Source organism: Vibrio salilacus (genome assembly GCF_002811245.1).
In the GTDB taxonomy this organism is placed as follows: domain Bacteria; phylum Pseudomonadota; class Gammaproteobacteria; order Enterobacterales; family Vibrionaceae; genus Vibrio; species Vibrio salilacus.
Genome location: NZ_NIVQ01000012.1, coordinates 1 through 24,184, shown reverse-complemented (window position 1 = coordinate 24,184; position 24,184 = coordinate 1). Strand labels below are relative to the sequence as shown.

At 47.4% G+C, this 24,184-nt stretch carries 25 protein-coding genes and 1 pseudogene; 10 read left to right on the top strand and 16 right to left on the bottom strand.

What is annotated here, in order from left to right; genetic code table 11:
* Window positions 1-11 precede the first annotated feature (11 nt).
* On the bottom strand, window positions 12-296 hold the full coding sequence (ilvM, locus tag CDZ87_RS10040; RefSeq protein ID WP_100753427.1) for an acetolactate synthase 2 small subunit: 285 nt from the start codon (window positions 294-296) through the stop codon (window positions 12-14).
* A 1-nt stretch (window position 297) separates the two neighbouring features.
* Entirely contained in the window at window positions 298-1,944 is a 1,647-nt protein-coding gene (gene ilvG / locus CDZ87_RS10035) for an acetolactate synthase 2 catalytic subunit (protein ID WP_100753426.1), read from the bottom strand.
* 483 nt (window positions 1,945-2,427) lie between these two features.
* Here ilvG and CDZ87_RS10030 point away from each other — a divergent pair, with 483 nt between their 5' ends.
* Complete coding sequence (locus tag CDZ87_RS10030) at window positions 2,428-3,951, top strand: YifB family Mg chelatase-like AAA ATPase (protein WP_100753425.1); 1,524 nt, start codon at window positions 2,428-2,430, stop codon at window positions 3,949-3,951.
* Between the two features lie 41 nt (window positions 3,952-3,992).
* Here the strand turns inward: CDZ87_RS10030 and CDZ87_RS10025 are convergent, their stop codons facing one another.
* The 6 genes from CDZ87_RS10025 to CDZ87_RS17165 form a co-directional block, all read right to left on the bottom strand.
* The gene (locus CDZ87_RS10025) at window positions 3,993-4,970 is read right to left on the bottom strand and encodes a DUF2860 domain-containing protein (protein WP_100753424.1); all 978 of its coding nucleotides are present in this window, start codon (window positions 4,968-4,970) and stop codon (window positions 3,993-3,995) included.
* Window positions 4,971-5,197: 227 nt separating this feature from the next.
* Window positions 5,198-5,800, bottom strand: coding sequence for a thiol:disulfide interchange protein DsbA/DsbL (locus CDZ87_RS10020; protein WP_100753423.1), 603 nt, complete (start codon window positions 5,798-5,800; stop codon window positions 5,198-5,200).
* Between the two features lie 25 nt (window positions 5,801-5,825).
* Entirely contained in the window at window positions 5,826-6,812 is a 987-nt protein-coding gene (locus tag CDZ87_RS10015; protein ID WP_100753422.1) for a serine/threonine protein kinase, read from the bottom strand.
* A 54-nt stretch (window positions 6,813-6,866) separates the two neighbouring features.
* Window positions 6,867-8,285 (bottom strand): cytochrome c oxidase accessory protein CcoG, encoded by a 1,419-nt coding sequence (gene ccoG, locus CDZ87_RS10010; RefSeq protein WP_100753421.1) that lies wholly within the window; start codon window positions 8,283-8,285, stop codon window positions 6,867-6,869.
* A gap of 261 nt (window positions 8,286-8,546) precedes the next feature.
* On the bottom strand, window positions 8,547-8,813 hold the full coding sequence (locus CDZ87_RS10005; protein ID WP_100753420.1) for a YihD family protein: 267 nt from the start codon (window positions 8,811-8,813) through the stop codon (window positions 8,547-8,549).
* A 98-nt stretch (window positions 8,814-8,911) separates the two neighbouring features.
* Window positions 8,912-9,196, bottom strand: coding sequence for a hypothetical protein (locus CDZ87_RS17165; protein WP_172953574.1), 285 nt, complete (start codon window positions 9,194-9,196; stop codon window positions 8,912-8,914).
* A gap of 176 nt (window positions 9,197-9,372) precedes the next feature.
* On the opposite strand from CDZ87_RS17165, the gene CDZ87_RS09995 reads away from it, so the two are divergent.
* Both CDZ87_RS09995 and trhA read left to right on the top strand, forming a co-directional pair.
* A complete protein-coding gene (locus CDZ87_RS09995; RefSeq protein WP_100753419.1) occupies window positions 9,373-10,170 on the top strand; it encodes a sporulation protein in 798 nt (265 codons plus the stop codon).
* A gap of 92 nt (window positions 10,171-10,262) precedes the next feature.
* Complete coding sequence (gene trhA / locus CDZ87_RS09990) at window positions 10,263-10,916, top strand: PAQR family membrane homeostasis protein TrhA (protein ID WP_100753418.1); 654 nt, start codon at window positions 10,263-10,265, stop codon at window positions 10,914-10,916.
* A 6-nt stretch (window positions 10,917-10,922) separates the two neighbouring features.
* On the opposite strand, the gene CDZ87_RS09985 is transcribed toward trhA, so the two are convergent.
* The 5 genes from CDZ87_RS09985 to def all read right to left on the bottom strand — a co-directional run bounded on the left by CDZ87_RS09985 (window position 10,923) and on the right by def (window position 16,655).
* Window positions 10,923-12,368, bottom strand: coding sequence for a TrkH family potassium uptake protein (locus tag CDZ87_RS09985; protein ID WP_100753417.1), 1,446 nt, complete (start codon window positions 12,366-12,368; stop codon window positions 10,923-10,925).
* Window positions 12,369-12,378: 10 nt separating this feature from the next.
* The gene (gene trkA / locus CDZ87_RS09980; protein WP_100753416.1) at window positions 12,379-13,755 is read right to left on the bottom strand and encodes a Trk system potassium transporter TrkA; all 1,377 of its coding nucleotides are present in this window, start codon (window positions 13,753-13,755) and stop codon (window positions 12,379-12,381) included.
* A gap of 55 nt (window positions 13,756-13,810) precedes the next feature.
* Window positions 13,811-15,091: a 16S rRNA (cytosine(967)-C(5))-methyltransferase RsmB gene (rsmB, locus tag CDZ87_RS09975; protein WP_100753415.1), complete on the bottom strand. Its 1,281-nt coding sequence runs from the start codon at window positions 15,089-15,091 to the stop codon at window positions 13,811-13,813.
* A gap of 71 nt (window positions 15,092-15,162) precedes the next feature.
* Window positions 15,163-16,110, bottom strand: a complete 948-nt coding sequence (fmt, locus tag CDZ87_RS09970) for a methionyl-tRNA formyltransferase (RefSeq protein ID WP_100753414.1) — start codon at window positions 16,108-16,110, stop codon at window positions 15,163-15,165.
* A 32-nt stretch (window positions 16,111-16,142) separates the two neighbouring features.
* A complete protein-coding gene (def, locus tag CDZ87_RS09965; protein ID WP_038175850.1) occupies window positions 16,143-16,655 on the bottom strand; it encodes a peptide deformylase in 513 nt (170 codons plus the stop codon).
* A 236-nt stretch (window positions 16,656-16,891) separates the two neighbouring features.
* On the opposite strand from def, the gene dprA reads away from it, so the two are divergent.
* The 3 genes from dprA to CDZ87_RS09950 are packed head-to-tail and all read left to right on the top strand — an operon-like array spanning window position 16,892 to window position 19,090.
* Window positions 16,892-18,010: a DNA-processing protein DprA gene (dprA, locus tag CDZ87_RS09960; RefSeq protein ID WP_100753413.1), complete on the top strand. Its 1,119-nt coding sequence runs from the start codon at window positions 16,892-16,894 to the stop codon at window positions 18,008-18,010.
* 2 nt (window positions 18,011-18,012) lie between these two features.
* The gene (locus CDZ87_RS09955) at window positions 18,013-18,492 is read left to right on the top strand and encodes a DUF494 family protein (RefSeq protein WP_038175854.1); all 480 of its coding nucleotides are present in this window, start codon (window positions 18,013-18,015) and stop codon (window positions 18,490-18,492) included.
* 16 nt (window positions 18,493-18,508) lie between these two features.
* A complete protein-coding gene (locus CDZ87_RS09950) occupies window positions 18,509-19,090 on the top strand; it encodes a DNA topoisomerase family protein (protein ID WP_100753412.1) in 582 nt (193 codons plus the stop codon).
* Window positions 19,091-19,128: 38 nt separating this feature from the next.
* Here CDZ87_RS09950 and CDZ87_RS09945 read toward each other — a convergent pair whose 3' ends face one another.
* Window positions 19,129-20,262 carry a 5-(carboxyamino)imidazole ribonucleotide synthase gene (locus CDZ87_RS09945; protein WP_100753411.1) on the bottom strand — a complete coding sequence of 378 codons (1,134 nt, stop codon included), beginning with the start codon at window positions 20,260-20,262 and terminating at the stop codon, window positions 19,129-19,131.
* Window positions 20,263-20,266: 4 nt separating this feature from the next.
* Window positions 20,267-20,752: a 5-(carboxyamino)imidazole ribonucleotide mutase gene (gene purE / locus CDZ87_RS09940; RefSeq protein ID WP_038175858.1), complete on the bottom strand. Its 486-nt coding sequence runs from the start codon at window positions 20,750-20,752 to the stop codon at window positions 20,267-20,269.
* A 163-nt stretch (window positions 20,753-20,915) separates the two neighbouring features.
* On the opposite strand from purE, the pseudogene CDZ87_RS09935 reads away from it, so the two are divergent.
* From CDZ87_RS09935 to CDZ87_RS09920, 4 genes and pseudogenes are all read left to right on the top strand, one after another.
* Window positions 20,916-21,134, top strand: a pseudogene (locus CDZ87_RS09935) (Sua5/YciO/YrdC/YwlC family protein); the annotation flags it as partial.
* A gap of 24 nt (window positions 21,135-21,158) precedes the next feature.
* Window positions 21,159-22,076 (top strand): oxygen-dependent coproporphyrinogen oxidase, encoded by a 918-nt coding sequence (gene hemF, locus CDZ87_RS09930; protein ID WP_100753410.1) that lies wholly within the window; start codon window positions 21,159-21,161, stop codon window positions 22,074-22,076.
* 75 nt (window positions 22,077-22,151) lie between these two features.
* Window positions 22,152-22,985, top strand: a complete 834-nt coding sequence (gene aroE / locus CDZ87_RS09925; protein WP_100753409.1) for a shikimate dehydrogenase — start codon at window positions 22,152-22,154, stop codon at window positions 22,983-22,985.
* A 2-nt stretch (window positions 22,986-22,987) separates the two neighbouring features.
* Window positions 22,988-23,254 carry a DUF1488 family protein gene (locus tag CDZ87_RS09920; protein ID WP_100753408.1) on the top strand — a complete coding sequence of 89 codons (267 nt, stop codon included), beginning with the start codon at window positions 22,988-22,990 and terminating at the stop codon, window positions 23,252-23,254.
* Here the strand turns inward: CDZ87_RS09920 and CDZ87_RS09915 are convergent.
* Complete coding sequence (locus tag CDZ87_RS09915; RefSeq protein WP_100753407.1) at window positions 23,247-23,795, bottom strand: gamma carbonic anhydrase family protein; 549 nt, start codon at window positions 23,793-23,795, stop codon at window positions 23,247-23,249. The two genes, CDZ87_RS09920 and CDZ87_RS09915, sit on opposite strands and share 8 nt — an antisense overlap.
* Window positions 23,796-24,184 lie beyond the last annotated feature (389 nt).

The following is a 24,184-nucleotide window of genomic DNA, read 5'->3' as shown; positions in this document are numbered from 1 at the left end:
TATTGCTTTCCTTATGCACAAATTTGTTGTTGTAAATTGTTATTTGGTAGTTCGTCATTCGCAATTTTAGTGACTTCAACCGAGCGCACATCCCAAAGCTTTTCGATTTGGTTAGTGAGAAATGAGATTGGGCGATCACTGTCGACGATGATTTCAACGCTGGCGATTTTGCTGGCGTGATTTTGTGTGCCAGCTACTTGTTTAACGACAAAACCTCGGTGGCGTACCACACGCAGAACACGTTCTAACAGTACTGGTTTATCGTCAGCTTTAATGTCGATGAGATATCTTTGCATGTTATGTGTTCTCCAGCATGTCGGTGTTTGATGCTCCGGGTGGTACAAGCGGCCATACGTTTTCTTCTTCATCGATTAAAACATGAAGTAAGTATGCAGTGTTACTTGCTAGCATCTCTTTAAGAGCAGGCTCAACCTCAGCTTTTTTGGTGATGGTTTTACCAGGAATATCAAAGGCTTTTGCTAGCATGACAAAGTCAGGATTGTCATCAAGGATGGTTTCACTGTGGCGGCCATCAAAGAACAGCGATTGCCATTGGCGCACCATGCCAAGACGTTGGTTATTGAGTAAAACGATCTTGACTGGAATTTGGCGACGCTTAAGTGTGCCTAGCTCTTGAATATTCATCATAATCGAACCATCACCCGTGATGAGTATTGACTGGTCATCTGGACGAGCAACCGCAGCGCCCATCGCGGCAGGTAGGCCAAAACCCATCGTGCCAAGTCCTGCAGAGGTGATGAAATTTTGTGGCTGGCGCGGCTGAATATGCTGCGCGGCCCACATTTGATGCTGACCGACGTCAGTCGATACGATTGAGCTATCTGGCATCATATCAGAGAGTTGATTAAGTAGCCCAGGTGCGTAAATTAACTCGCCAGGATGGTCATAGCGCCACTTAAAGCCGCTGCGAAGGCTTTCACTGTGTTTGAGCCAAGGGTTAATGTCTTGAGAGAGTTCAAGTTGCGGCAATATTGTTGGGATCTCGCCTCGTACAGGCGCGTTGGCCTGACGCAGTTTATGGATCTCTGCCGCATCGATGTCGATGTGGATGACTTTGGCGTTGGCCGCAAAGGTATCTAACTTGCCCGTCACTCGGTCATCAAAGCGAGCACCAACAGCGATCAACAGGTCACACTCTTGTACGACTAAGTTTGCGGCTTTGGTGCCGTGCATTCCGAGCATACCCAGATAGTGTGGGTCGTGGCGTTCAATCGTGCCTAAACCTTTTAAGGTGCTGACAGAAGGCATTGGATTTAAGCGCAGAAATTCACGAACGGAATCCGTGGCATGGCCTAATTGCACTCCACCACCGACATAAAGAACAGGACGAGAGCTTTCAGACAGGAGTTGCTGCGCAGCGGCAATCGCTTCTTGGCTCGCAACTGGTATGGCTGGCGGCGTAAACGGTGGCAGTATCGTGGTTGGAGCTTGGCCGAGCTGAACATCTTTGGCGATATCAACAATCACAGGACCAGGTCGGCCCGCTTTTGCCACTTCGAAGGCTTCGGCCAAGGTTGGCGCCAGTTCATTGATATCAGTGACAAGATAGCTATGTTTAGTACAAGAGAGTGACATCCCGATCACATCCATCTCTTGAAAGGCGTCGGTACCGATGTGTGAGCTAGCAACCTGACCGGTGATCGCGACTAAAGGAACCGAATCCATAAAAGCATCGGCGAGACCAGTGACTAGGTTGGTGGCTCCAGGGCCTGAGGTGGCCATGCACACGGCGACATCTTGGGTTGCGCGCGCCATGCCGATGGCGGCCATGGCAGCGCCTTGCTCATGGCGGCAGAGGATATGCTCAACACCACCGTCGTAGAGGGCATCATAGATCGGCATGATTGCCCCACCAGGGTAACCGAAAATGGTCTTAATACCTTGTCGCTGAAGGGCTGCTACGACTAACTGGGCTCCCGTCATTGTGCACCTCCTTGGTCGTCCTTATCTTGATCTTGTCTCGTTTTGCACGTCATGTGCGCTCCCATATTCCTGCATGCTCTTGGTGTTCTTGAGCTTAGTTTATTGATGTCAGCCTAATTTTTCAGCGAACTAATTGTAAAAAAACCCCCGGACTTTTCAGTGCGGGGGTTTTTTCTATTCTGTGGTTATCTTATGCCCACTAGACCCCGCGCGGTGCCAATAATGACCACGATAATCAGGAGGATCTGTGCGTTAAAGCGGGCGTTGATATTCATTGTTATTTCTTATGTTGTGTTTGCCTAATAAAGGCACGAAATTGTTTGCGTCTCTAGTGGTATCACACAAATCCGTTAAATGACAAGCAAAAAGTCATTCTTTTTTCACATTATATAAGCATCTGACCACGCTATATAACAAGCTTGATAACAAAATAAACGAACTATCAAGGGGATAAATAATGGACAGACAAAAGACGGATTTATTATGGGATTAGCGGTGATTCACAGTCGGGCATGCGTTGGTGTTGAAGCGCCCGAGGTCACTGTGGAGGTTCACATCAGCAATGGTATGCCGGGCTTTACTTTGGTTGGCTTACCGGAAACCACGGTCAAGGAGTCGCGTGACCGGGTGCGTAGCGCGATCATTAACTCGCGCTTTGAGTTCCCAGCTAAACGCATCACCGTCAACCTCGCTCCTGCTGATCTGCCCAAAGAGGGAGGCCGGTTTGATTTACCGATCGCACTGGGTATTCTTGCCGCGTCAGAGCAGATCCCGCTGACCAAGTTAACTCAGCAAGAGTTCATTGGTGAACTGGCGTTGTCTGGTGAAATTCGTCGCGTGAAAGGGGTATTACCAGCAGCACTGGCTGCCAATCAGGTCGAGCGGCGTCTAATTGTACCGATGGAAAATAGCGGTCAGGCAGCCTTAGTGGGTAAAGACTGGCACAAATCGGCGCACAGTTTATTGGAAGTATGCGCCGATCTGTGTGGGCAACAGACACTGAGTTTGCACGCAAGCAGTGATAAACGCCAAGTGGTGAGTTTGCAGCGCGACTTGCAAGATATCATTGGCCAACAGCAGGGCAAGCGAGCACTCGAGATTGCCGCGGCGGGTAATCATAATTTACTGTTCTTAGGACCACCTGGCACTGGCAAGACCATGCTCGCGTCGCGGTTGTGTGATCTGCTGCCTGAGATGAGTGATGCAGAGGCGTTAGAAACGGCATCGGTCGCTTCTTTAACTCAGCAAGAGATCAATGTTCATAATTGGAAAACGCGCCCTTTTCGTTCCCCGCATCACTCAAGTTCGATGGCGGCGTTAGTCGGTGGTGGTTCAATTCCGCGTCCGGGCGAAATTTCTCTCGCTCATAACGGCCTACTGTTCTTAGATGAAATGCCAGAATTTGAACGTAAAGTGCTCGACTCGTTACGAGAACCGCTGGAATCGGGAGAGATCATTATTTCACGTGCACAGGGCAAAACTCGCTTCCCTGCACGTTTTCAATTAGTCGGGGCGCTTAATCCGAGCCCAACAGGCTACTATGAAGGCAATCAATCTCGGGTCAACCCACAAACCATCTTGCGCTATCTTGGCCGTTTATCCGGTCCTTTGCTCGATAGATTTGATATGTCACTAGAAATCCCCGCTCTACCGAAAGGCACTTTAGCGGAGGGTGGAGAAAGAGGCGAGTCAACGGATGTGGTCCGCCAGCGGGTACAAGTTGCGCGTGAAAAAATGCTCAGCCGAGCGAGTAAGGTTAACGCGTTACTTGGCAGTCGAGAAATTGAACGTTATTGCCCATTGCATAAACAAGATGCCGAATTTCTTGAAAGTGCTTTGCATCGTTTAGGGTTATCCGTGCGCGCTTATCATCGAATTATTAAGGTCGCGCGTACGATTGCAGATTTAGAACACAGCCCGGATATCGAAAAACACCATTTAGCTGAAGCTTTGGGTTATCGCGCGATGGATCGTCTGCTCCGACAACTGACTGCGCAGGCGGTCTAAGTGCTTTTAAAAGAGAAGCCCCCACTGAGCGGGCTTCTCGATTAAAACTTGAGGCTAACACCAGTGGAAACGATCATCTGCTCACTGTCATAAAATTGAATCGTTGAATCGGTTTGACCATAGCCAGCAAATGAGATCCACGATAGGTTACGCCAACCGAATAATTGCTGATATTCGTAGGCGGCAAATAGACTGAGGTCGTTATCATCACGAGTCATGCTATACACCGGATGTGAAGCATCGTAGCTGCGTTCGGTGTAGCCTGCGGTCAGGGCGAGCTGGTGGCGACCGAAGCGTTGAAACAAAGACAGCTCACCTTTCCAAGACGTGAATGAATTTGCCTCGCCATCGGCGTCTGACTTTATGTAGCTGACGGACGGGATTAAGAAGGTGCTGCGATTGATGAATAGACGAAAGCTAACTTTGACGTATAGCTTGTCTGAATTGCGGCTGAGCATGGTTGTTGTGTATCCCGAATCTAGGCCTGAACGCTCATTATCTATCTCTTGTGTTGCCATGGCGGTATCTAAGGTGAAGCCAGAGCCTGCAATGTTACTTAGCTTGAGGCGGTAGGCATTGCCACTTTCATCAGTGATAGTGCGCGCTGAACCCTCGACAAAAGGGTCGGCCCAAGTCTTTCCCGACATGATGGTTGGCAGAAGCGCCACGTCGATAACAGTGCCATTGGCCAGCTTTTGCTTAAAGCCGATCTCGAGCGCTAAGGTACCGATGGCAATGTCTTCGCGTGAAGTACCTGCGTAGATCTGTTTATCGAGTCCCTGACCAAAAGTAAAAGCGATATTACCTAATGGTAAAGGGATAAAACGATGGTCACTTGTGGCTTGTTGATTATTATCATTGATGGTGGCATTGGCGTCGGTATTAAAATTGGAGCTTGAAGAGGTATACCCGGCACTCAACGACACTTCACCACTGAAACCTCCAGTATCAGATAACTGAGCAATGGCAGGTGTGGCATACATCAATGCGAGTGCAAAAGTGATTGTTTTGGTCGTCATTACATTCTCCCTGGATAATCCTGGAACCTACCTTTGGTTCGTTTGGCGTCAAACGATTGTGACCGTTGTGAGGTTAGTGGCTGACTTATATCATTACACGCTGTTTAATTTTTTAAAGAGAATTGTTGATTAAGTTTCTCATTCATCTCATTTTTAGCATCGTATTGGTAGCAAAAAGCAAAAAGCAAAAAGGGAGCCTAGGCTCCCTTTCAGTATTCAGTCGTTAATTACTTCAATGTCAGTAGGTAATTGACTAAGTCAAAGTACTCATCGAGCGTTTTGATAGACTGCGCTTCAACTAGGTACTTGTTGTTGACTATAACTGCAGGTACACCAGACAGGCCACTGTCTTTAAACTGTTTGTCAAAACGACGCACCATCGAATCTACCGCAAAGCCATTAAACGCTGCGTCAAACTTCTGCGCATCAACACCTTCATCGAGGAAGATCTGACGCAGTTCAGCATCATCTTTTGGTGCTTTACGCATGTTGTGAATGCGGTTGAACATGACAGGTACCATTTTGTCTTCTACTTTCAATACCAACATGGTCGCGTAAGCTTTGCTCATCGACTCACCCATGTTGCCACCCATAAACGACACATGGTTTTTCTGTAACTTGGCCTCTTCAGGCAACTGCGCTTTGAGTTGCTGGATGATGGGTTCAAATGATTTACAGTGTGGGCAGTAAAAAGAGAAGAACTCAGTGACAGTCGGTTTTTTTGATCCCTCAAGATCCAACACTTTATAGTGTTCGCCTTGACTAAATTGGGCGGCGTGAGCAGTGAAGCTCAGCATCACAGTTGCGACGAGTGCAAACAGCTTTTTCATTTTTGACTCCATGTTGTCGTATTAATTACCACTGTGGCATAAGTGAAAGTGGCGCTTCATCTAAGGCAAAAAGCTGCTCCTTGAACGCAAGGACCTGACTTTCCCAATATTTTGGATCATTAAACCATGGGAAAGCGAGCGGAAATGCAGGATCGTGCCACCTTTTTGCCAGCCATGCCATATAGTGCACCATTCGTAGACCGCGTAAAGGCTCAATTAGTTTCAACTGATTAACATTAAAGTCGCTAAATTCTTGGTACGCTTCCAAAACGATATCGAGTTGAGCAAGCTTATCGTGGCGCTCACCGTTTAGCAGCATCCATAAATCCTGAATCGCCGGACCGTTACGCGCGTCATCGAGGTCAACAAACATTGGCCCATCGCGCCACAGAATATTACCCGGATGACAGTCCCCATGCAGACGAATGTCAGTGAAATTATCATCCCAGCGAGCTTCCAATGATTTGATCAGCATATCGAGATCGCTAAAGAAGGCGTTCTCAAGATGTGAGGGAATGAACGGCGACTGTTCAAGGATCTTGCGCGGCTGGTAGACATATTCATCAAAGCCGATTGTTGGGCGATGTTTAAACGTCTGTTTCTCGCCCACTTTATGGATGCGACCAAGAAAGCGGCCGACACCTTCGAGTTGATCAAGGTTATCCACTTCGAATTGGCGTCCACCTACGCTAGCAAATAAAGCAAACAGATAACCTTGGTAATAATGTAGGGTTTGTCCGTTAAGGATTACGGGGGGAGCAACCGGAATTTCTGACTCGATGAGCTCCAAGGTAAAATCGTGCTCTTCTTGGATCTGTGCCTGGTTCCAGCGCTGTGGGCGATAGAATTTCACCACATAGCGTTGGCGCTCTTCATCAGTAAATTGATAAACGCGGTTTTCATAACTGTTGAGTGCCAGGAAGCCAGATTCAGCGCGGATGCCGATACTCTCAAGGGCATACCACATGAAATCCGGCGTTAGAGCCTCAAAATTAAAAGCTTGTTCGGTCATAAAAATAAAAGAGGCTCATTGCTGAGCCTCTTTCCATTAGGTGGCGCTGACGGGCTAAAGTTTCTTAATGAAACGGCTCTCAACGGCAATAGAAAAGTCTTCGCTATCCGACAGTATAAACTGAATCGTTGAAACTGGAGAGCTAAGATTATCGGGCTTGACGCCAAGGCTTAGTGGGAAGCTGAGTACTTCACCTGGCTCGACTTTTACTGTCTGATTACCGTACCACGAAACATCATTAAGACCTTCAACATCAAGACGATATTGCTGTTGTTGTTGGGTTTTATTGATGATCTTGAGCGTATAGGTGTTTTCGATTTCACCTGAGCCATTGACTCTAAAGAGTTGGCTTCGGTCACGAAGTACACTCAGGCCAACCGGATCGACACTGGCGACTTGAACAAAGAACAGGCCAATCATAACCAGCAGCACGGCGCCATACCCCAATAATTTAGGCCGAGCGACTTTGGTATGTTTACCTGACAGGCGGTGTTCTGTGGTGTAGCTAATCAGGCCTTTTTCATAGCCCATGCGTTCCATGGTGTTGTCACACGCATCGATACAGGCACCGCAGTTGATGCATTCGTATTGCAAGCCGTCACGAATATCGATACCGGTTGGGCAAACCTGAACACACAGGTCACAATCGATACAGTCACCGAGACCGAGGGCTTTTGGGTCGGCTTTGCGAGAGCGTGGGCCACGAGTCTCTCCACGCTTGGCATTATAGCCAACAATAAAGGTGTCTTTATCGAACATTGCCGACTGGAAGCGAGCATATGGACACATGTGGATGCACACAATTGAACGCATCCAACCCGCATTGGCGTAGGTACAGCCAGCAAAGAACAGTACCCAAAATACAGGCCAAAAGCTTGCGTTAAAGCTAAAGAAGTCCACGACGAGTTCTTTCACTGGCGCAAAATAGCCGACAAACGTGAAGCCCGTTGCTAGGGCGATCCCCCACCAGGCTAAATGTTTGATGGCCTTACGCATCGCGATGTTGGTGGTGAGCTTACCAGAATCTTGCTTACGTCGTTTATTGGCGCTGCCTTCAAGCTTCTCTTCAAACCAGATGTACATAAAGGTCCAGACGGTTTGAGGGCACAAGTAGCCACACCAGACACGGCCTAAAAATGTGGTGAGAAAGAATAAGCCAAACGCTGCGATCATAAACAGCAGCGCGAGTAAGGTCAGATCTTGTGGATAAAGTGTGGTGCCGAAAAAGTTAAATTGTTGGTTGCCGATATCGAGCAAAATTGCTTGGCGCTCGCCATATGGAATCCATGGCACCATGGCGAACATAACCAGTAGGAACCAGCCACCATAACGGCGCAGTTTTTGGAACACCCCTTTACTTTCGCGAACATAGATTCGATTGCTCGGGTTAAACCTGTCCCCTTTGGTTTTATGGGTTTTAGGGTTGAAGGTTTTGGGAGTCACATCTTTAATATCAATTTTATCCCGACTCATTGCGCTTCCTTTTAGGGCTAAACGGTAAATTGGCGAGATTTTTATTGTTCTCGCTCGAAATTATGAGGATGTACTATTTTAGTTAATGCTAATGGGCGGTGATTATATACCCGATAACAATTTCATTTCTTTAAGGCTATCAACCTTTAACAACAAAGTGCACAACAGTTCTATAAATAAATCACCTAACAGTTTGGCTGTTGATAAAAATTTAGCACAAAAAAAGCGACGCATGGCCGCTTACTGTTAATACGTTTTTGTTTAATCAATAAGACCACGAGCACGTAAAATAGCAGTTTTAAAATCGTTTTCTTGATCTTTCTTTAAGCCGGGAATCATCTCTTCTTTACTGCTGTTACGCATTTTGAGGTGGTAGATCAGAACATCGTCGGTGAGGTCTTCAAGTTTACCTTGGTAGCCCGCTTCTTGGCTAAGTTGGACGATAAATTGCAATAAGTTCATCTGTTGGTCTTTCTGCCATTCCGGTTCAAGCAATGCTAGCAGTTCTTCAATACGGTGACACTTCATTGGCTTTCTCCATATTCTTTATAATGACTTTCCAGTAAAGGTATCAAATTGAGTAAATGAAGGTAAGAAAAAAGCGCAGAGATTCCTGCGCTTTTTAATTATGCTGCTTGAACAACTTTAGCTGGTGCTGAAGCCATGACGGCGGTTCTCTCAACCAAAGTCATTGCAGGAGCAGGCTTTTTGGCCATCGGAGCGGAAACAAAGCCACTACGACGACGCATCGCACTACGGTTAGTGTGCGAAAACCTGACGGTTGTTGGGCGCATTAAGTTACCTAACTTGTCAGGCATATCCATTGCCAATGTAATGACCTGATTAACTATGAGTTGATCTTCATCGCTGAAGTTTGGCTCTTTCTGGCTTACGCCAATCCAAATAGTCAATCAGGGTTATGATATGCATGCATATCATAATTAGATTAGCACTAACAATTTGTCTGGTCGATAAATAATCGATTGCAATCCACTACAATTATGTGAACAAGCCACTAGTCGTGATACGGTAATGCAGATTAGTATGGAGAATATTAGAGTGTCTCGTTGATGCCATGGAGGTAGTTATGTCGTTATTTAAAAAAACCTTGGCGAGTTTTGGGATTGGTAGTGCAAAAGTTGACTCAGTATTGCAGCAAGAAGTGTTGTATCCAGGACAGAAGGTCAATATCACCATTCATGTCTACGGAGGGGCGACAGAGCAAGAGATTGACAACATCGAACTGAAGCTGTACTGCCGCTACATCAAAGAGGTACCCGCCGATCACGATAAGGATAAACACACGGCTGGGCGGATGCGTCGCGTTGCCGAAAGTTATGTGCTGGCCGAGTGGTCCCTGCCTTATGCGTTTACGATCAACCCTGGTGAGGCACGCGACTTTGACATCGAAATTGATGTGCCTTGGAATACTCCAGTCACTGTCGGTGACTCGAAAGTGTGGCTTGAGACTGGCTTAGACATCGAAATGGCCAAAGATCCAACCGATAAAGATGTGTTAACCGTCAGACCCGATGCACTGTTAGACGGTATTTTTACCGCGCTGGAAGAACAAGGTTTGCGCATTCGTCAGGTCGAATGTGAAGAGGTCGATGGCTTTTCATGGCCTTTTGTTCAAGAGTTCGAATTTGTTCCGACCACTGGACCATTCCATGGCCGTTGGCGTGAACTAGAAGTGGTCGCCTATCGGACCGATGATGAGTTGCAGATGTGGTTTGAAATCGATCGTCATCGCGAGGGAGCTAGAGGTATGTTGGCGAGCCTATTAGGTATTGGCCAACTTAAACGTCAGTTAGCGATTCCATTACACACTTCTGCGCAAGAAGCGGGTCAGTTAGTGGTCGAATATTTGGACCAACACTCTTAAACGAAAAAGCCACACTTTCAGCTTACAACTGTAAGCCTAATATGCCATACTCTTGAGTGATTATTCCAATAGTGACTCGGAGTATGGTGTCTATGCCTGCCAATCAAGCCGCTCAATACAGCACAAAAGAAGAGTTAGCCAATACCTTAACTCATGCCCTCGGCATGGTGCTGAGTATTGTCGGCTTAGTGTTGCTGTTGATGAAGTCAATTCAACAAGATGCCGATGCATTAACCGTGACCAGTATGACGGTTTACGGTGTGAGCATGATTGTGCTGTTTCTTGCGTCGACTTTATACCATGCGATCCCGTACCAAAAAGCCAAACGGGCGCTGAAAACTTTCGACCATTGCGCTATTTATCTGTTGATTGCGGGGAGTTATACGCCATTTCTGTTAATCAGCCTGCGCACGCCGTTAGCGATGGGCTTAATGGTCGTGATTTGGGCGATTGCCTTATTCGGTATCATCATGAAGCTAGCTTTTGTCTATCGGTTTAAAAAGCTCTCTTTGGCCACTTATCTCATCATGGGGTGGTTATCGCTGATTGTCCTTTATCAGTTGGCGATGAACTTAGCCATCGGCGGGTTGACTCTGCTCGCTGCGGGAGGCGTGATTTACTCACTGGGGGTGATTTTCTATGTCGCTAAGCGCATCCCCTACAATCATGCGATTTGGCACGGTTTTGTTTTGGCCGGCTGCGCTTGTCATTTTTTTGCTATTTATCTTTACGTGGCAACCGCTTAACGCGCTTCAACGACGCCAAAAGGCGGGGAAGAAAAGGACCAGCAGCGTCAGAATCTCAAGCCTGCCCATCAGCATACCTAAACTGAGCAACCATTTTGCCGTATCTGGCAAAGGAGCAAAGTTCCCTGTCGGACCAATCACAGACCCCATTCCAGGGCCGACATTCGCTACAGCAGTAATCGAACCTGAGATGCTGGTGATAGGGTCTAATCCCATCGCGCTTAACCCGCCAGCAATGATAATAATCGTAATAAAAAATGCCAGGCCAAAAGCGACCACAGAGCGGATAATGTCGTCATTGACTGGGCGTTGGTTGTAACGCTGAACAAATACACCAGATGGGTGAACAAGTTTCATCATTTGCTTGTTGAGTAGAGTGAAGGCAATTTGAAAGCGAAACACCTTAATCCCCCCAGAGGTTGATCCGGAACAAGCCCCTGCCATCATTAAGAATGCAAACAAGGTGGTTGGCAGAGCGCCCCAAGCGGTGAAGTCTTCCAGACCAAAACCGGTGGTGGTTACGACTGAAATGATATTAAACATAGAAACTCGTAGTGCATCGATGATGATATAGTCATCTCGTATGACGAGCCATGAGGCAACGATTACGCTGCTGATTAAAAATAGGGAGGTAAACCCCCGTACTTGCGCATCATTGATCAGTTGCTTGAGCCGACGTTTACGTATTGCTGCGATGAACAATAAAAAGGGCAAGCCACCTAAGAACATAAACAGAATTGCCACCCAATGTGCAGCGTTAGAAAAGTGGTTCATTGAACCATCAGACGTCGAGTAGCCACCCGTTGACAGGGTAGTAAACGAGTGATTGATCGCTTCAAATGGCGTCATCCCCGATAATAAATAGCCAGCGAAGCATAAACCAGTAAGGACCAAATAAACCGCAACAATGTTTTTAGCCACGGTTTTTGCTCTTGGGCTGCTCTTATCTGACCAATCAGACGATTCAGTATGAAACAGCTTCATACCCCCGACATTCAACATCGGCAGTACTGCCACCGCCATAACAATAAAGCCAATCCCTCCCAGCCACTGTAAAATTGAACGCCACAGAAGAATACTCGGTGCCATATTGTCTAAACCGCTGAGTACGGTTGAGCCTGTCGTGGTAATGCCCGACATGGTTTCAAAGTAAGCATCGGTAAAACTAATGTGATTGATAAATACAAAAGGTAGCGCGGCAAAGGCACTGGCAATTGTCCAAACCAAACTGGTGATCAGAAACATATCACGCACGCTTAGTTTAAAGGTTCGAGTGCGCCCAATCGTTAGGCAGAAAAAAGCGGCCAGATGAGTGATAAGCACGGCTTGACCAAATTCCAGAAAGCCGGGAGTACCCGTTATAAATGCCACTATAGTGGGAACGTACATAAATAACGCGAGCTTAGACAACACGAGTCCAATGACGAAAAGTATGGGACGAAAGTTAACCATATAAATCGCCTTAAAGGAAAAACGGGCTCGGCTGGAACAGGGATTCGACGTCAGGTACGTACTTTTTGTCAACTAAGAACATTACTACGTGGTCATCTTGTTCAATCACGGTACGGTCGTGGGCGATCAGTACCTCTTCACCACGCACAATCGCGCCGATAGTGGTGCCCGGTGGCAATTTAATGTCGGCAATGGCGCGACCGACTACTTTCGAGGTTGTTTCATCACCATGAGCGATTGCTTCGATAGCTTCTGCAGCGCCTCGGCGCAGTGATGACACGTTAACGATATCGGCACGACGAACGTGAGTAAGCAAGGCCGAAATGGTCGCTTGTTGTGGAGAGATCGCCACGTCAATCACGCCGCCTTGTACGAGATCAACATAAGCGCCGCGCTGGATCAGCACCATCACCTTTTTGGCTCCCATGCGCTTAGCGAGCATGGCCGACATGATGTTGGTTTCATCTTCATTGGTCAGTGCGATAAACACATCCACCTGATCGATGTTTTCTTCCGCAAGCAGTTCTTGGTCTGCGGCATCACCACAAAAGACGATTGTGTTCTCGAGTTCTTCCGAGAGCTGTTCGGCACGCTGATAGCTACGCTCAATTAATTTAACACTGTAAGAGTGTTCGAGGCGACGAGCAAGGCTAGCGCCAATATTACCCCCGCCGACAATCATGATGCGCCGATAGGGCTTTTCTAAGCGTTGGAGTTCACTCATTATCGAGCGAATATGATTGCTGGCGGCGACAAAGAACACTTCATCATCGGCTTCAATGACAGTCGTGCCTTGTGGTCTGATAGGGCGGCCTTGGCGAAAAATCGCTGCAACACGGGTATCAATATGCGGCATATGTTCGCGCAGAGCAGAGAGTGCGTTGCCGACCAGTGGGCCGCCATAATACGCTTTAACAGCAACTAGGCTGACTTTTTGCTCGGCAAAGCTGACCACTTGCAGTGCCCCAGGGTATTGAATTAGGCGTTCAATATAGCTAGTGACTAGCTCCTCAGGGGCAATCAGATGATCAACGGGTACCGCCCCTGATTGGAACAATGCCTCTTTTTCATACAAATACTGAGGTGAACGAATTCGAGCAATTCGGTTCGGGGTGTTAAACAGAGAAAACGCCACTTGGCATGCTGCCATGTTAGTCTCATCCATATTGGTTACCGCGACCAGCATATCGGCATCTTGGGCCCCTGCTTCGCGCAGGACATCGGGATGGCTGGCGTGACCATTAACCACTCGTAAATCATACTTATCTTGTAGTCCACGCAGACGATTACTGTCTTGATCGACTATAGTGATGTCGTTGTTTTCACCAACGAGGTTTTCTGCCAGTGTGCCGCCGACTTGTCCTGCACCAAGGATGATGATTTTCATACGTTTATCTCGTTTAACAACTTTAAAGGCAGCAGATTAGCTGCCGCCGATACGGTTACGCTTGCTTGGTTAGGACGGCATAATAGAAGCCATCCATATCCTCTTCTCCAGGTAATATTTGACGTCCTGGGTTATCGATTTTTGAGCCTTGCAGTTGAGCATCGCTGGTTCGGGCTAAAAATGCTTTCACTTGTTCGGCGTTTTCTTGTGGTGTGATCGAGCAAGTTGCATAAACCAAGGTACCACCAGGTTTAAGCTGTTGCCACATCGCATCGAGGATTTCGCTTTGTAATTCAGCTAAAGCTTCAATATCGCTGGCGCGACGTAACCACTTGATATCAGGGTGACGACGAATAACCCCTGTTGCTGAACAGGGCGCATCAAGTAGGATGCGATCAAACTTCTCACCTTGCCACCACTCATGAGGGTAGCGCGCATCGCCACATATCACATCAGCACGTAATTGTAGGCGCTCAAGGTTATCGTAAACACGATCCAGGCGTTTGGCGTCACAGTCGATCGCCACTACTTCAGTGTCTTCAGTATGCTCTAGGATATGGGCAGTTTTCCCTCCCGGAGCGGCGCAGCAATCTAAGATGAGTTCGCCGTTTTTCGGCTGCAAATAGTTGACTGACAACTGCGCGGCTGCATCTTGTACCGATACCCAACCGCGACTAAAACCTGGCAGTAAAGTGACATCACAGGGTGAAGCCAATTTTATGGCATCTTCAGCTTGTGAATGGAGGCTGTATTCAATGTTTTCATTATTCAGCAGTTGAAGGTATTCATCGCGAGTATGGTGTTGGCGGTTTACACGTAACCACATCGGAGCCTTACTGTTATTGGCATCGACCAACTGTTCCCACTGTTCCGGGTAGTTCTCTTGGAGCATTTTTAACAGCCAATTTGGATGGCCATACTTACCTGCGTTGTGGCTGACGGCTTGTTCATCCAATGTTTCTTGATCACGCAAGTAGCTACGCAGTACGGCATTAATCAAACCTCGTAGGCTAGGACCACGCAAGGTTTTGGTGCCTTCGACGGTTTCGGCTACTGCGGCGTGAGCTGGAATACGCATAAAGCTTAATTGATAAATCCCGACCAAAATCAAGTGGTGGAAAACTCGCTTTTTGCCTTTTAGAGGGTTGTCCATAAGTTCGTTGGCAATTGACTCTAAGCGTGGCAGGTAGCGTAAAGCACCATAACAGATCTCTTGGAGCAGAGCGTGATCGCGAGGTTTGATGGTTTTTTGCGCGGCTGGGAGTGCGTGTGACAGAGATTGGCCTTTATCGACCACTTGGAACAGGACGTTAGCTGCTGCTGCGCGAACATTCATGTTGAATACCTTAAATAAAGGGAGGGTGTCTCCACCCTCAAAATGTACGTTTCCCAAGAGGGAATAGAGAGTTAAACCAGTTGGGTGCCAACGGCAAACCAGCTTGAACGTGAGTTCAGAATATCTTGAACTGGCATGGCTTTTTTACCAGGCACTTGCAGTTGTTGCAACACCAAAACCCCGTTACCAGTGGCGACGTAGATCCCCGTTTTATCTGCTTGAAGAATGGTACCTGCAGGTTGTTCGGTACTTTGCTCAGCGACTTGGCTTTGCCATACTTTAATGCTGTTGTCGGCAACGTCAAAATGACTCATTGGCCAAGGGTTGAATGCTCGAACACAGCGCTCAATGTGCCGCGCGTCATCTTGCCAATTAATGCGCGCTTCTTCTTTGCTGAGCTTCTTGGCGTAGTTAGCAAGTTCGTCATCTTGCTTGTGTGCGACGGCGGTCCCTTGTGCAATCTCAGTTAAGCATTCAACTAAGGCGCTTGGCCCTAGCTGCGCGAGCTTTTCGTACATCGATGCACTGGTGTCATTGGCTTCAATGGGTAACGTGGCAATTTTTAGCATGTCGCCAGTATCGAGGCCAATATCCATCTGCATGATGGTGACACCAGTCTCGGTGTCTCCCGCCCAAATCGAGCGTTGAATCGGTGCCGCACCGCGCCAGCGAGGCAGAATCGAGCCGTGAACATTAATGCAGCCGAGTCTTGGTGTATCAAGTACCGCTTGAGGTAGAAGTAAGCCGTAAGCAACCACCACCATCAGATCCGCATTCAGATCAGCCAGCTGTTGCTTTGCTTGGTCTGATTTGAAGTTTTCTGGCTGATAAACCGCAATACCATGCTCCACAGCAATATGTTTAACTGGGCTTGCCGTGAGTTTTTTCCCTCGTCCTGCCGGGCGATCGGGTTGGGTGTAAACCGCAATAATCTCGTGCTCCGAAGACAACAACGCCGCCAAGTGACGGGCGGCGAAATCCGGAGTACCAGCAAAAACAATTTTTAAAGGTTTGCTCAAGGTACCTTCCTTCTATAGGTTAGCGGTTAAGCTTATGCGTTCTTCTCATTGAAGCGCTTAATCTTCGCGAGCTTATCTTGGATACGCTTGCGTTTTAGAGGCGAAAGGTAATCAACAAATAGTTTGCCTTCTAAGTGATCAAGCTCGTGCTGAACACAAATTGCTAATAAATCATCCGCTTCAAAGGTGAACTCTTCACCATCACGGTTAAGGGCTTTCACTGTTACTTCTGCCGCGCGAGGAACAAGCGCACGCGCACCAGGAACAGAGAGACAGCCTTCTTCAATGCCATCTTCACCGCGTTTATCTAGAATCTCGGGGTTGATCAGAACCATAGGCTGATCGCGAGTTTCAGAAACATCGATAACCACAATACGTTGGTGAACATCGACTTGGGTTGCTGCCAGGCCAATACCTTCCTCGTCGTACATGGTTTCAATCATGTCGTCGACGAACTTTTGAATCTCAGGAGTAACTTTCTCTACCGGCTTTGCCACGGTGCGAAGGCGGTCATCTGGGATTGTTAATACTTGTAATACAGACATATACACTCGAAATGTTGAACTGTGCCGAATCAGGATAAACCTCGTTGGCTCAATTCTAGACATTTTACACTTTAAATGACAGCATCAATACGATTTTTGGAGCGCTTCTCTTTCTCATTCGATGCTACTTTACGTGCTGTAGAGCGGTCAATCGGCGATTTTAAAGCAGACCAAACTGGCCACATTAACAACCTTGGCGTTCGTAGCGTACGCCAAACATCGGTGACGAGAACGATATGTTTGACCAACAACTCAGTGCATGGCTAGCGCTCTATTTCACACCCGGCATTGGTCCTAAATCTTTTGCTAAGTTAATCGCTCGCGATGCGCCGCTCAATATCGTCAATGCGTCAGCGCAATCGATGCAAGCGCTTGGATTAAATGCGGCGCAAATTCAATTTTTAAAACATCAAGCGCACACTCAAGTAGAGCAATGTCTTGAGTGGCAAAGCGCGGACACCAACCAACACATAGTGACGCTTGATGATGTTCGATATCCTGATCTACTTCGCCAAGCCGCTTCTGTACCAGCGGTGCTCTTTGTTAAAGGTGACCCTAGCGCGCTTGCACTGCCGCAAATTGCGATAGTCGGCAGCCGCAATGCCAGTGTGGATGCGCTTAACAGTGCGCGCGACTTTGCGATCCGTTTAGTTGAGCATCAGTTAGCCGTGACCAGTGGCTTGGCATTGGGCGCTGATGGCTATGCACACGATGGTGCGCTACAAGCAGGAGGCGTGACGCTTGCGGTGTTAGGTTGCGGGTTACAAAGTGTTTATCCTGCGCGTCATCGCGACTTAGCGCAGCGAATGGTTGCTGGTGGTGGCGCACTGGTTTCCGAGTTTCATCCTACCGCTCAGCCTAAAGCGGAGCATTTCCCGCGTCGTAATCGCATTATTAGTGGTCTCTCGCTGGGGGTATTGGTGGTAGAGGCGGCGCAAAAGAGCGGCTCATTGATTACCGCTCGCTATGCCCTTGAACAAGGGCGAGAAGTCTTTGCCTTGCCAGGTTCGATTCACAACACGCAAGCCTTGGGGTGTAACTTGTTGATTAAACAGGGTGCGTGCTTGGTTGTGACGGTTGAAGATATCCTCAATGAAGTTAACTCGCTGCTTGATTGGACCAATCAAACGCACAGACAGGTTCAGCCGCCACTGTTCGAGGAAATAGAAGCTAAACAACAATTGCCATTTGCTTCACTGTTAGCTAACGTAGGAAGTAAGGCTACACCAGTTGATATTCTTGCAAGCAGGACCAATATACCTGTACAAGAAGTCATGATGCAGCTCTTGGAGCTTGAGCTCGAAGGGCATGTTGTTGCAGTTTCCGGTGGCTATATTCGTAATGAGAGGGGCTAGCTATGATGATGGATATCCTAATGTATCTATTCGAGACTTACATCCATAGCGATGCAGAGTTACAAGTCAATCAAGATGAACTCGAGGAAGAGTTGCTTCGGGCAGGGTTTCATCAAAAAGACATTTATAAAGCCCTTGTTTGGCTAGAAGAACTAGCAGCACTGCAGCAAAGTGAAACTCACTCTGCGATCTCAGTGTGCAATGCCTCCAATTCAACTCGTATCTATACGGCGAAAGAGTGTGAGCGCCTGAGCTTAGAGTGTCGTGGTTTTTTGACTTTCCTTGAGCAGGTTAATGTACTGACCACTGAAACGCGTGAAATGGTCATTGATCGTATCATGGGGTTAGAGACCGATGATTTTGAGCTTGACGATTTAAAATGGATTGTCTTGATGGTGCTGTTTAACGTACCGGGTAACGAGAATGCCTATACGCTTATGGAAGAGCTGTTGTATACCAAGGAACAAGGTATTCTTCACTAAACCTTGTTGAGTGGTTATGAGCAACAAAATTGATCAGCAGCTGTTTTCAGCTCATGAACATGCGTTAGAACACCAAGCTTGCCCTAAGTGCCAAACTGAGCAGCGACAGGGCGAGTTGCACTTGCGTCACGGTAAACATGGTCCATTTCTTGGTTGTGACCAATACCCAAATTGTGACTACATTAAACCATTACACCAAAATGATGGCCATGTCATCAAAGAGCTGGGCGTTGCTTGTCCGGCGTGTGGTAATGAATTGGTGCTGCGTCAAGGGCGTTATGGGATGTTTATTGGCTGCAGTCATTATCCTGAGTGTCATCACATTGAGTCTATTGACCAACCCAAACAGCAACAAGCGCCACAAGCTCATACTTGTCCTGAGTGTCAGCAAGGGCAGTTAGTCGAGCGTAAAACACGTTTTGGCAAAGTGTTCTATGCTTGCGACAATTACCCTAAGTGTAAGTTTGCCGTGAATCAGCCGCCAGTTGCAGGGCAGTGTAAAAAGTGTGGTTTTCCGCTTTTGATTGAGAAGAAGTTGGCCAGTGGTGAGAAATTGCAGTGTGCGAGTCGAAAGTGCCACCACACTCAACCATCATAAAAAATGGCGCTATCCGCGCCATTTGTGTGTATTGAGGTTTATTCGCTAAAGTTGGCCGCGAATTCATGCACCGCAAGAAACGCGTGTTTATCCAATATTTTCGCAAGTTTGCACAGCTTGCGTTGCAGTTCGCCGTTATAGTCTCCGCACACATTGATGTGTCCCATTTTACGTCCAGCGCGCTTTTCTTTGCCATACCAATGAACATGACAGCCCCCAATAGCTAGAACTTGCGGTGGTAAGGTGTCTTCTCCCAAAATGTTGATCATTGCAGTGGAACGAATTAATTTTGTGCTACCTAAAGGTAAGCCACACACTGCGCGCAAGTGATTCTCAAACTGGCAGGTTTCCGCGCCCTGCTGAGTCCAGTGGCCAGAGTTATGGACGCGTGGGGCAATCTCATTCACCAGTAACGTACCATCCACATCGAAGAACTCAAGTGCTAATACGCCTACGTACTCAAGGCTATTTGCTACCGCAGTAAACATCTGTTTGGCTTGCTGTTGCAGTTCGGTGTCGGCAATCGCCGTGGATAATGTCAGTACGCCGTTGGTATGAACGTTTTCTGCTAATGGGTACACCGCCACACTGCCATCTTTGCCGCGCGCGCCGACCAATGAGACTTCTCGGTCAAAAGGAACGAACTCTTCAGCAACAATCGCTTGTGTGTCAGTTGCTGCAAGGCACTGCTCCATTTCATGCCAGATTTTCTCGATCTGATCGCGCTGTTTCAAGCGCCACTGACCTTTACCGTCGTAACCGCCAAGCGCGCTTTTCAGCACCATGGGCAGGCCAACGTGTTCAATTGCATCATTGAAATCTTGGCGAGAGGTGATGACATAATAGTTGGCATTACGTACACCGGCCTTATCTAACAAGGCTTTTTCGAGTCGACGATCGCCACCGGCTTTAATCGCGTCGGCTGAAGGGAGAAACTTACCGCTTTGCTGACAAATGGCCAAGATATCGTGAGCAATGTGTTCAAATTCTGCCGTAATCACATCCGCTCGCTCAATCGCATTGTGCAGGTCATTGCCAATCACACTTTGCGTTAATGGATGAACGATATTGCCACTATCGACATCATAGGCCAAAATTTCAATATTAAGGGGCGCACCAGCTAAAGACATCATGCGTGCGAGTTGGCCAGCGCCTAATACTAAAACGTGCATCGACTTAGTCCTCGGCTGGGTTTGGGTTAGCAAGAACCGTATCGGTTTGTTCACGGCGGAAGGCTTCGACTTTGGCCATCACCTGCTCATCGTGTGTGCCGATGATTTGTGCGGCCAAAATGCCTGCGTTTGCTGCGCCTGCTTCGCCGATAGCTAATGTACCGACAGCAATGCCTTTTGGCATTTGTACAATCGAAAGGAGTGAATCCATACCTTTAAGTGCGCGAGATTGAACCGGAACGCCGAGCACTGGTAAACTGGTAAAAGCAGCACACATTCCCGGTAAGTGCGCTGCGCCACCGGCACCAGCAATGATCACTTTCAATCCACGCTGTTTGGCGCTGTTCGCGTAGTCTGCAAGGAGTTGAGGAGTGCGGTGCGCCGATACCACTTTAGTTTCGTACTCAATGCCAAAGGTATCGAGCATTTCTGCTGCTAATTTCATGGTTGGCCAATCTGATTTCGAACCCATGATGATCCCGACTTTCATCTCAAACTCCTTCAAAGCTGCTTAGATATGGTGAGCAATTGGTTTGAGCGCATTATACGGGGATTTTTTACTGAAGCAAACGTTTGCGCATGGTTTACTATCCGCAAGTGTGCACTTGAGACAAATTAGCTTTCGTCATCGATAGGGATTATTTGTACACTACGATCATCCTTTAGTACAAAAGATGTGTAATGCGTTTGCAAAGCCGTTAACCTCTACCAGCGCGAATTTGACTGGTCAGTCACCGTGCCTTATCAGCCAGCAAGTCAGGCAGCAATTAGGTCACCAATTGGCGGCGGTGCTTGACGGGCAAACGGGTGGTTGCGAAAAACCGAGTGAAATACGCGATGCTCGAACCTCACAAGTATTAAGACAGGGTTAACCCTGCAGTCGTAAAGGAAGTCGTATGTCAGCGATAGATAAACAAGCGGTTAAACAGTTCCTGATGGAACTGCAAGACTCAATATGTCACCAGCTTGAGCAAGCGGATGGTCAGGCTAAGTTCGTCGAAGATGCTTGGCAGCGTGAACCGGGAGAAAAACTCGGAGGGGGAGGTCGCACGCGCGTGATGACCGCGGGTAAAGTCTTTGAGCAAGGCGGGGTTAACTTCTCGCACGTTGCCGGAAAAGAGATGCCCGCTTCAGCGACAGCGCATCGCCCAGAACTTGCAGGTCGCCGTTTTGAAGCCATGGGGGTTTCTTTGGTCATGCACCCTAATAATCCTTATGTGCCCACTTCCCATGCCAATGTGCGTTTTTTTATCGCCGAAAAAGAGGGTGAGGAACCTATTTGGTGGTTTGGTGGTGGTTTTGATTTAACGCCATTCTACCCGTTCGAAGAAGATGCTCAATTCTGGCATGACACGGCAAAACAAGTGTGTGCGCCTTTTGGTGATAATGTTTATGCCGAACACAAAGCTTGGTGTGATCGTTATTTCTATCTACCACATCGGGATGAGACTCGTGGTGTTGGTGGGCTGTTCTTTGATGACCTTAATCAGTGGGAGTTTGAGCAGTGTTTCGCTTACATTAAAGCTGTCGGGGAAGGTTTTACCCAAGCTTATGTACCGATTGTCGAGCGTCGCAAGCAGATGGAATATGGTCAACGTGAACGTCAGTTCCAACTCTATCGCCGTGGTCGCTATGTTGAGTTTAACCTAGTGTTTGACCGTGGCACGTTATTTGGTCTGCAAAGTGGCGGAAGAACTGAATCGATCTTGATGTCGATGCCGCCATTGGCGCGTTGGGAGTATGGGCATCAAGTTGAACCGAATTCTCCTGAAGCACAATTGTACGATCACTACCTCAAGCCGAGAGAGTGGTAACACTTTCTTCCTTATATAGATAGTGATAGGGTCAATGTTCGCATTGACCTTTTTAATTTTATGCTAGGTAAGGGTATGACTCAGCAACTAGATCGTTACGTGGTTTTTGGAAATCCTATCTCACAAAGCAAATCGCCGTTTATTCATACTCTATTTGCTCGCCAGACAAATCAGTCACTCAACTACACCACAGCATGTCCGGATAAAAACGCCTTTATCCCTGCTGTCTCTGCGTTTTTTTCCCAAGGGGGGAAAGGGTGTAATGTGACGGTCCCCTTTAAAGAAGAAGCTTATCAGTTTGCTACTCGACTCACAGAGCGCGCTCAATTAGCGGGCGCGGTCAATACTTTGAAAAAGCTCGATGATGGCGAAATCTTGGGCGATAACACCGATGGGGAAGGGTTGGTACAAGATTTGTTGCAATATCAGGTCAGCTTAAAAGGGGCTCGAATATTGTTGATTGGCGCTGGTGGTGCCGCGCGTGGGGTGATTAAGCCGCTATTAGATCAACACCCGCAACAAATTGTGATAACTAATCGTACCCATGGTAAAGCGGTGCAACTGGCCGACATGTTTGCGCTATATGGACCGATAACGGCATTGCCGATGGATCAGATAGATGAGAGTTTTGATGTGATTATTAACTCGACTTCATCGAGCTTATCTAAACAGTTGCCAGAAATTGCACCAAGCATCTTTTCGCCGTCTAGCGTGGTCTATGACATGATGTATGGCTCCGGGCAGACAACGTTCAATCAATGGGCTCATCAACATGGTGTTACTACGGCGTATGATGGGTTGGGTATGTTAGTTGGTCAAGCGGCCGAAAGTTTCATGTTATGGCGCGGATTAAGGCCTGGAGCCAAACAGATTCTTCGAGAGCTACGTAAAAATATAGAAGGGATGTAAGCGTGAATCAATCTATCCTATTTCCTGATATACAAACTTGGCATGCCGAGAGCGAAGTGATGACATTTCCGGCTCAACAATCTGGCGCATTGATTGAGTGTATCGTCACGAAGGGTGAGCTAGAGAAGTTATCGGTTCAGGTCATCGCTGATGAGCAGCAAGCTCTAAGGATATTTAATCAATATCGCTTTGATCTCGAAGAGCTTGCCGAAGGGCTAATAGAAGACGAAGAATTCAATCATCATGGCCAAATAGAGATCGTTAGTTAAGTACTTCGACTTGGTTTAAGTAGTCTTCTTTATTCTGGACGTAATTATCAGCGGATTTTTGCAAGAAAGCTCGTTCTTGATCATTTAATGGCCGGGCTTGTTTAACTGGGCTACCGACATAAAGGTAGCCACTCTTAAGTACTTTTCCTGGTGGAACCAGACTTCCAGCACCAATCATGACCTCTTCTTCTATAGTAGCAGCATCGAGAACGATCGCTCCCATACCAACCAAAACACGATCCTTGATAATACAGCCGTGCAACATGACTTTGTGACCGATGGTGACATCATTACCAATAATTAGTGGATAGCCTTGCGGGTTGGCATGATTTTTATGGGTTACATGCAGCACACTGCCATCTTGAACATTGGTCCGTTGACCGATATGGATATGATTGACATCACCTCTTGCCGCGACCAATGGCCAAATGCTTGAATCGTCGCCGATCTTAATGTCGCCGACTAAAACAGAGCTCGAATCTATATAGACGCGTTGGCCGATTTGGGGCTTTATACCTTTATAACTACGTAAAGCGCTCATTTTATCTCCTTATACCAAGGGAAATTCACCCATTTGGATACAGTTTAGTGCTGAAAATAGGTCGTTTTGAATAGAAAATACTCAAACAATAAAAAAATCAAAATAAACGCAAAAAAGGACTTGCCAATGTGATGGCGATCTCTATAATGCCCCCTCGCTGACACGGGAACGCTTCGAAAGAAACGAATTACCGATTAGCAAGGTCATCTAGCCAAGTGGAAACGCTTGAAAAAAGTTTGAAAAAAGTGGTTGACACTAAACTTTATATCGCTAAAATGACCGCCTCTTCCGAAGTGACGTAAGTCACAAAGAAGAACGCTCTTTAACAATATAAACCTATCAATCTGTGTGGGCACTCGTTGATGACAATCCAATAGGTTATTGCTTAG

Bases quoted from the DNA above. Each gene is read 5' to 3' on its own strand.
- def (WP_038175850.1), bottom strand. From the start codon at position 16,655: ATGTCTGTATTACAAGTATTAACAATCCCAGATGACCGCCTTCGCACC.
- CDZ87_RS10015 (WP_100753422.1), bottom strand. From the start codon at position 6,812: ATGACCGAACAAGCTTTTAATTTTGAGGCTCTAACGCCGGATTTCATG.
- dprA (WP_100753413.1), top strand. From the start codon at position 16,892: ATGTTTGACCAACAACTCAGTGCATGGCTAGCGCTCTATTTCACACCC.
- purE (WP_038175858.1), bottom strand. From the start codon at position 20,752: ATGAAAGTCGGGATCATCATGGGTTCGAAATCAGATTGGCCAACCATG.
- CDZ87_RS09995 (WP_100753419.1), top strand. From the start codon at position 9,373: ATGTCGTTATTTAAAAAAACCTTGGCGAGTTTTGGGATTGGTAGTGCA.
- ilvM (WP_100753427.1), bottom strand. From the start codon at position 296: ATGCAAAGATATCTCATCGACATTAAAGCTGACGATAAACCAGTACTG.
- rsmB (WP_100753415.1), bottom strand. From the start codon at position 15,091: ATGAATGTTCGCGCAGCAGCAGCTAACGTCCTGTTCCAAGTGGTCGAT.
- trhA (WP_100753418.1), top strand. From the start codon at position 10,263: ATGCCTGCCAATCAAGCCGCTCAATACAGCACAAAAGAAGAGTTAGCC.
- CDZ87_RS09955 (WP_038175854.1), top strand. From the start codon at position 18,013: ATGATGATGGATATCCTAATGTATCTATTCGAGACTTACATCCATAGC.
- CDZ87_RS10005 (WP_100753420.1), bottom strand. From the start codon at position 8,813: ATGAAGTGTCACCGTATTGAAGAACTGCTAGCATTGCTTGAACCGGAA.
- CDZ87_RS10030 (WP_100753425.1), top strand. From the start codon at position 2,428: ATGGGATTAGCGGTGATTCACAGTCGGGCATGCGTTGGTGTTGAAGCG.
- ccoG (WP_100753421.1), bottom strand. From the start codon at position 8,285: ATGAGTCGGGATAAAATTGATATTAAAGATGTGACTCCCAAAACCTTC.
- ilvG (WP_100753426.1), bottom strand. From the start codon at position 1,944: ATGACGGGAGCCCAGTTAGTCGTAGCAGCCCTTCAGCGACAAGGTATT.
- CDZ87_RS10025 (WP_100753424.1), bottom strand. From the start codon at position 4,970: ATGACGACCAAAACAATCACTTTTGCACTCGCATTGATGTATGCCACA.
- CDZ87_RS10020 (WP_100753423.1), bottom strand. From the start codon at position 5,800: ATGAAAAAGCTGTTTGCACTCGTCGCAACTGTGATGCTGAGCTTCACT.
- CDZ87_RS09950 (WP_100753412.1), top strand. From the start codon at position 18,509: ATGAGCAACAAAATTGATCAGCAGCTGTTTTCAGCTCATGAACATGCG.
- hemF (WP_100753410.1), top strand. From the start codon at position 21,159: ATGTCAGCGATAGATAAACAAGCGGTTAAACAGTTCCTGATGGAACTG.
- CDZ87_RS09985 (WP_100753417.1), bottom strand. From the start codon at position 12,368: ATGGTTAACTTTCGTCCCATACTTTTCGTCATTGGACTCGTGTTGTCT.
- CDZ87_RS09915 (WP_100753407.1), bottom strand. From the start codon at position 23,795: ATGAGCGCTTTACGTAGTTATAAAGGTATAAAGCCCCAAATCGGCCAA.
- trkA (WP_100753416.1), bottom strand. From the start codon at position 13,755: ATGAAAATCATCATCCTTGGTGCAGGACAAGTCGGCGGCACACTGGCA.
- aroE (WP_100753409.1), top strand. From the start codon at position 22,152: ATGACTCAGCAACTAGATCGTTACGTGGTTTTTGGAAATCCTATCTCA.
- CDZ87_RS09945 (WP_100753411.1), bottom strand. From the start codon at position 20,262: ATGCACGTTTTAGTATTAGGCGCTGGCCAACTCGCACGCATGATGTCT.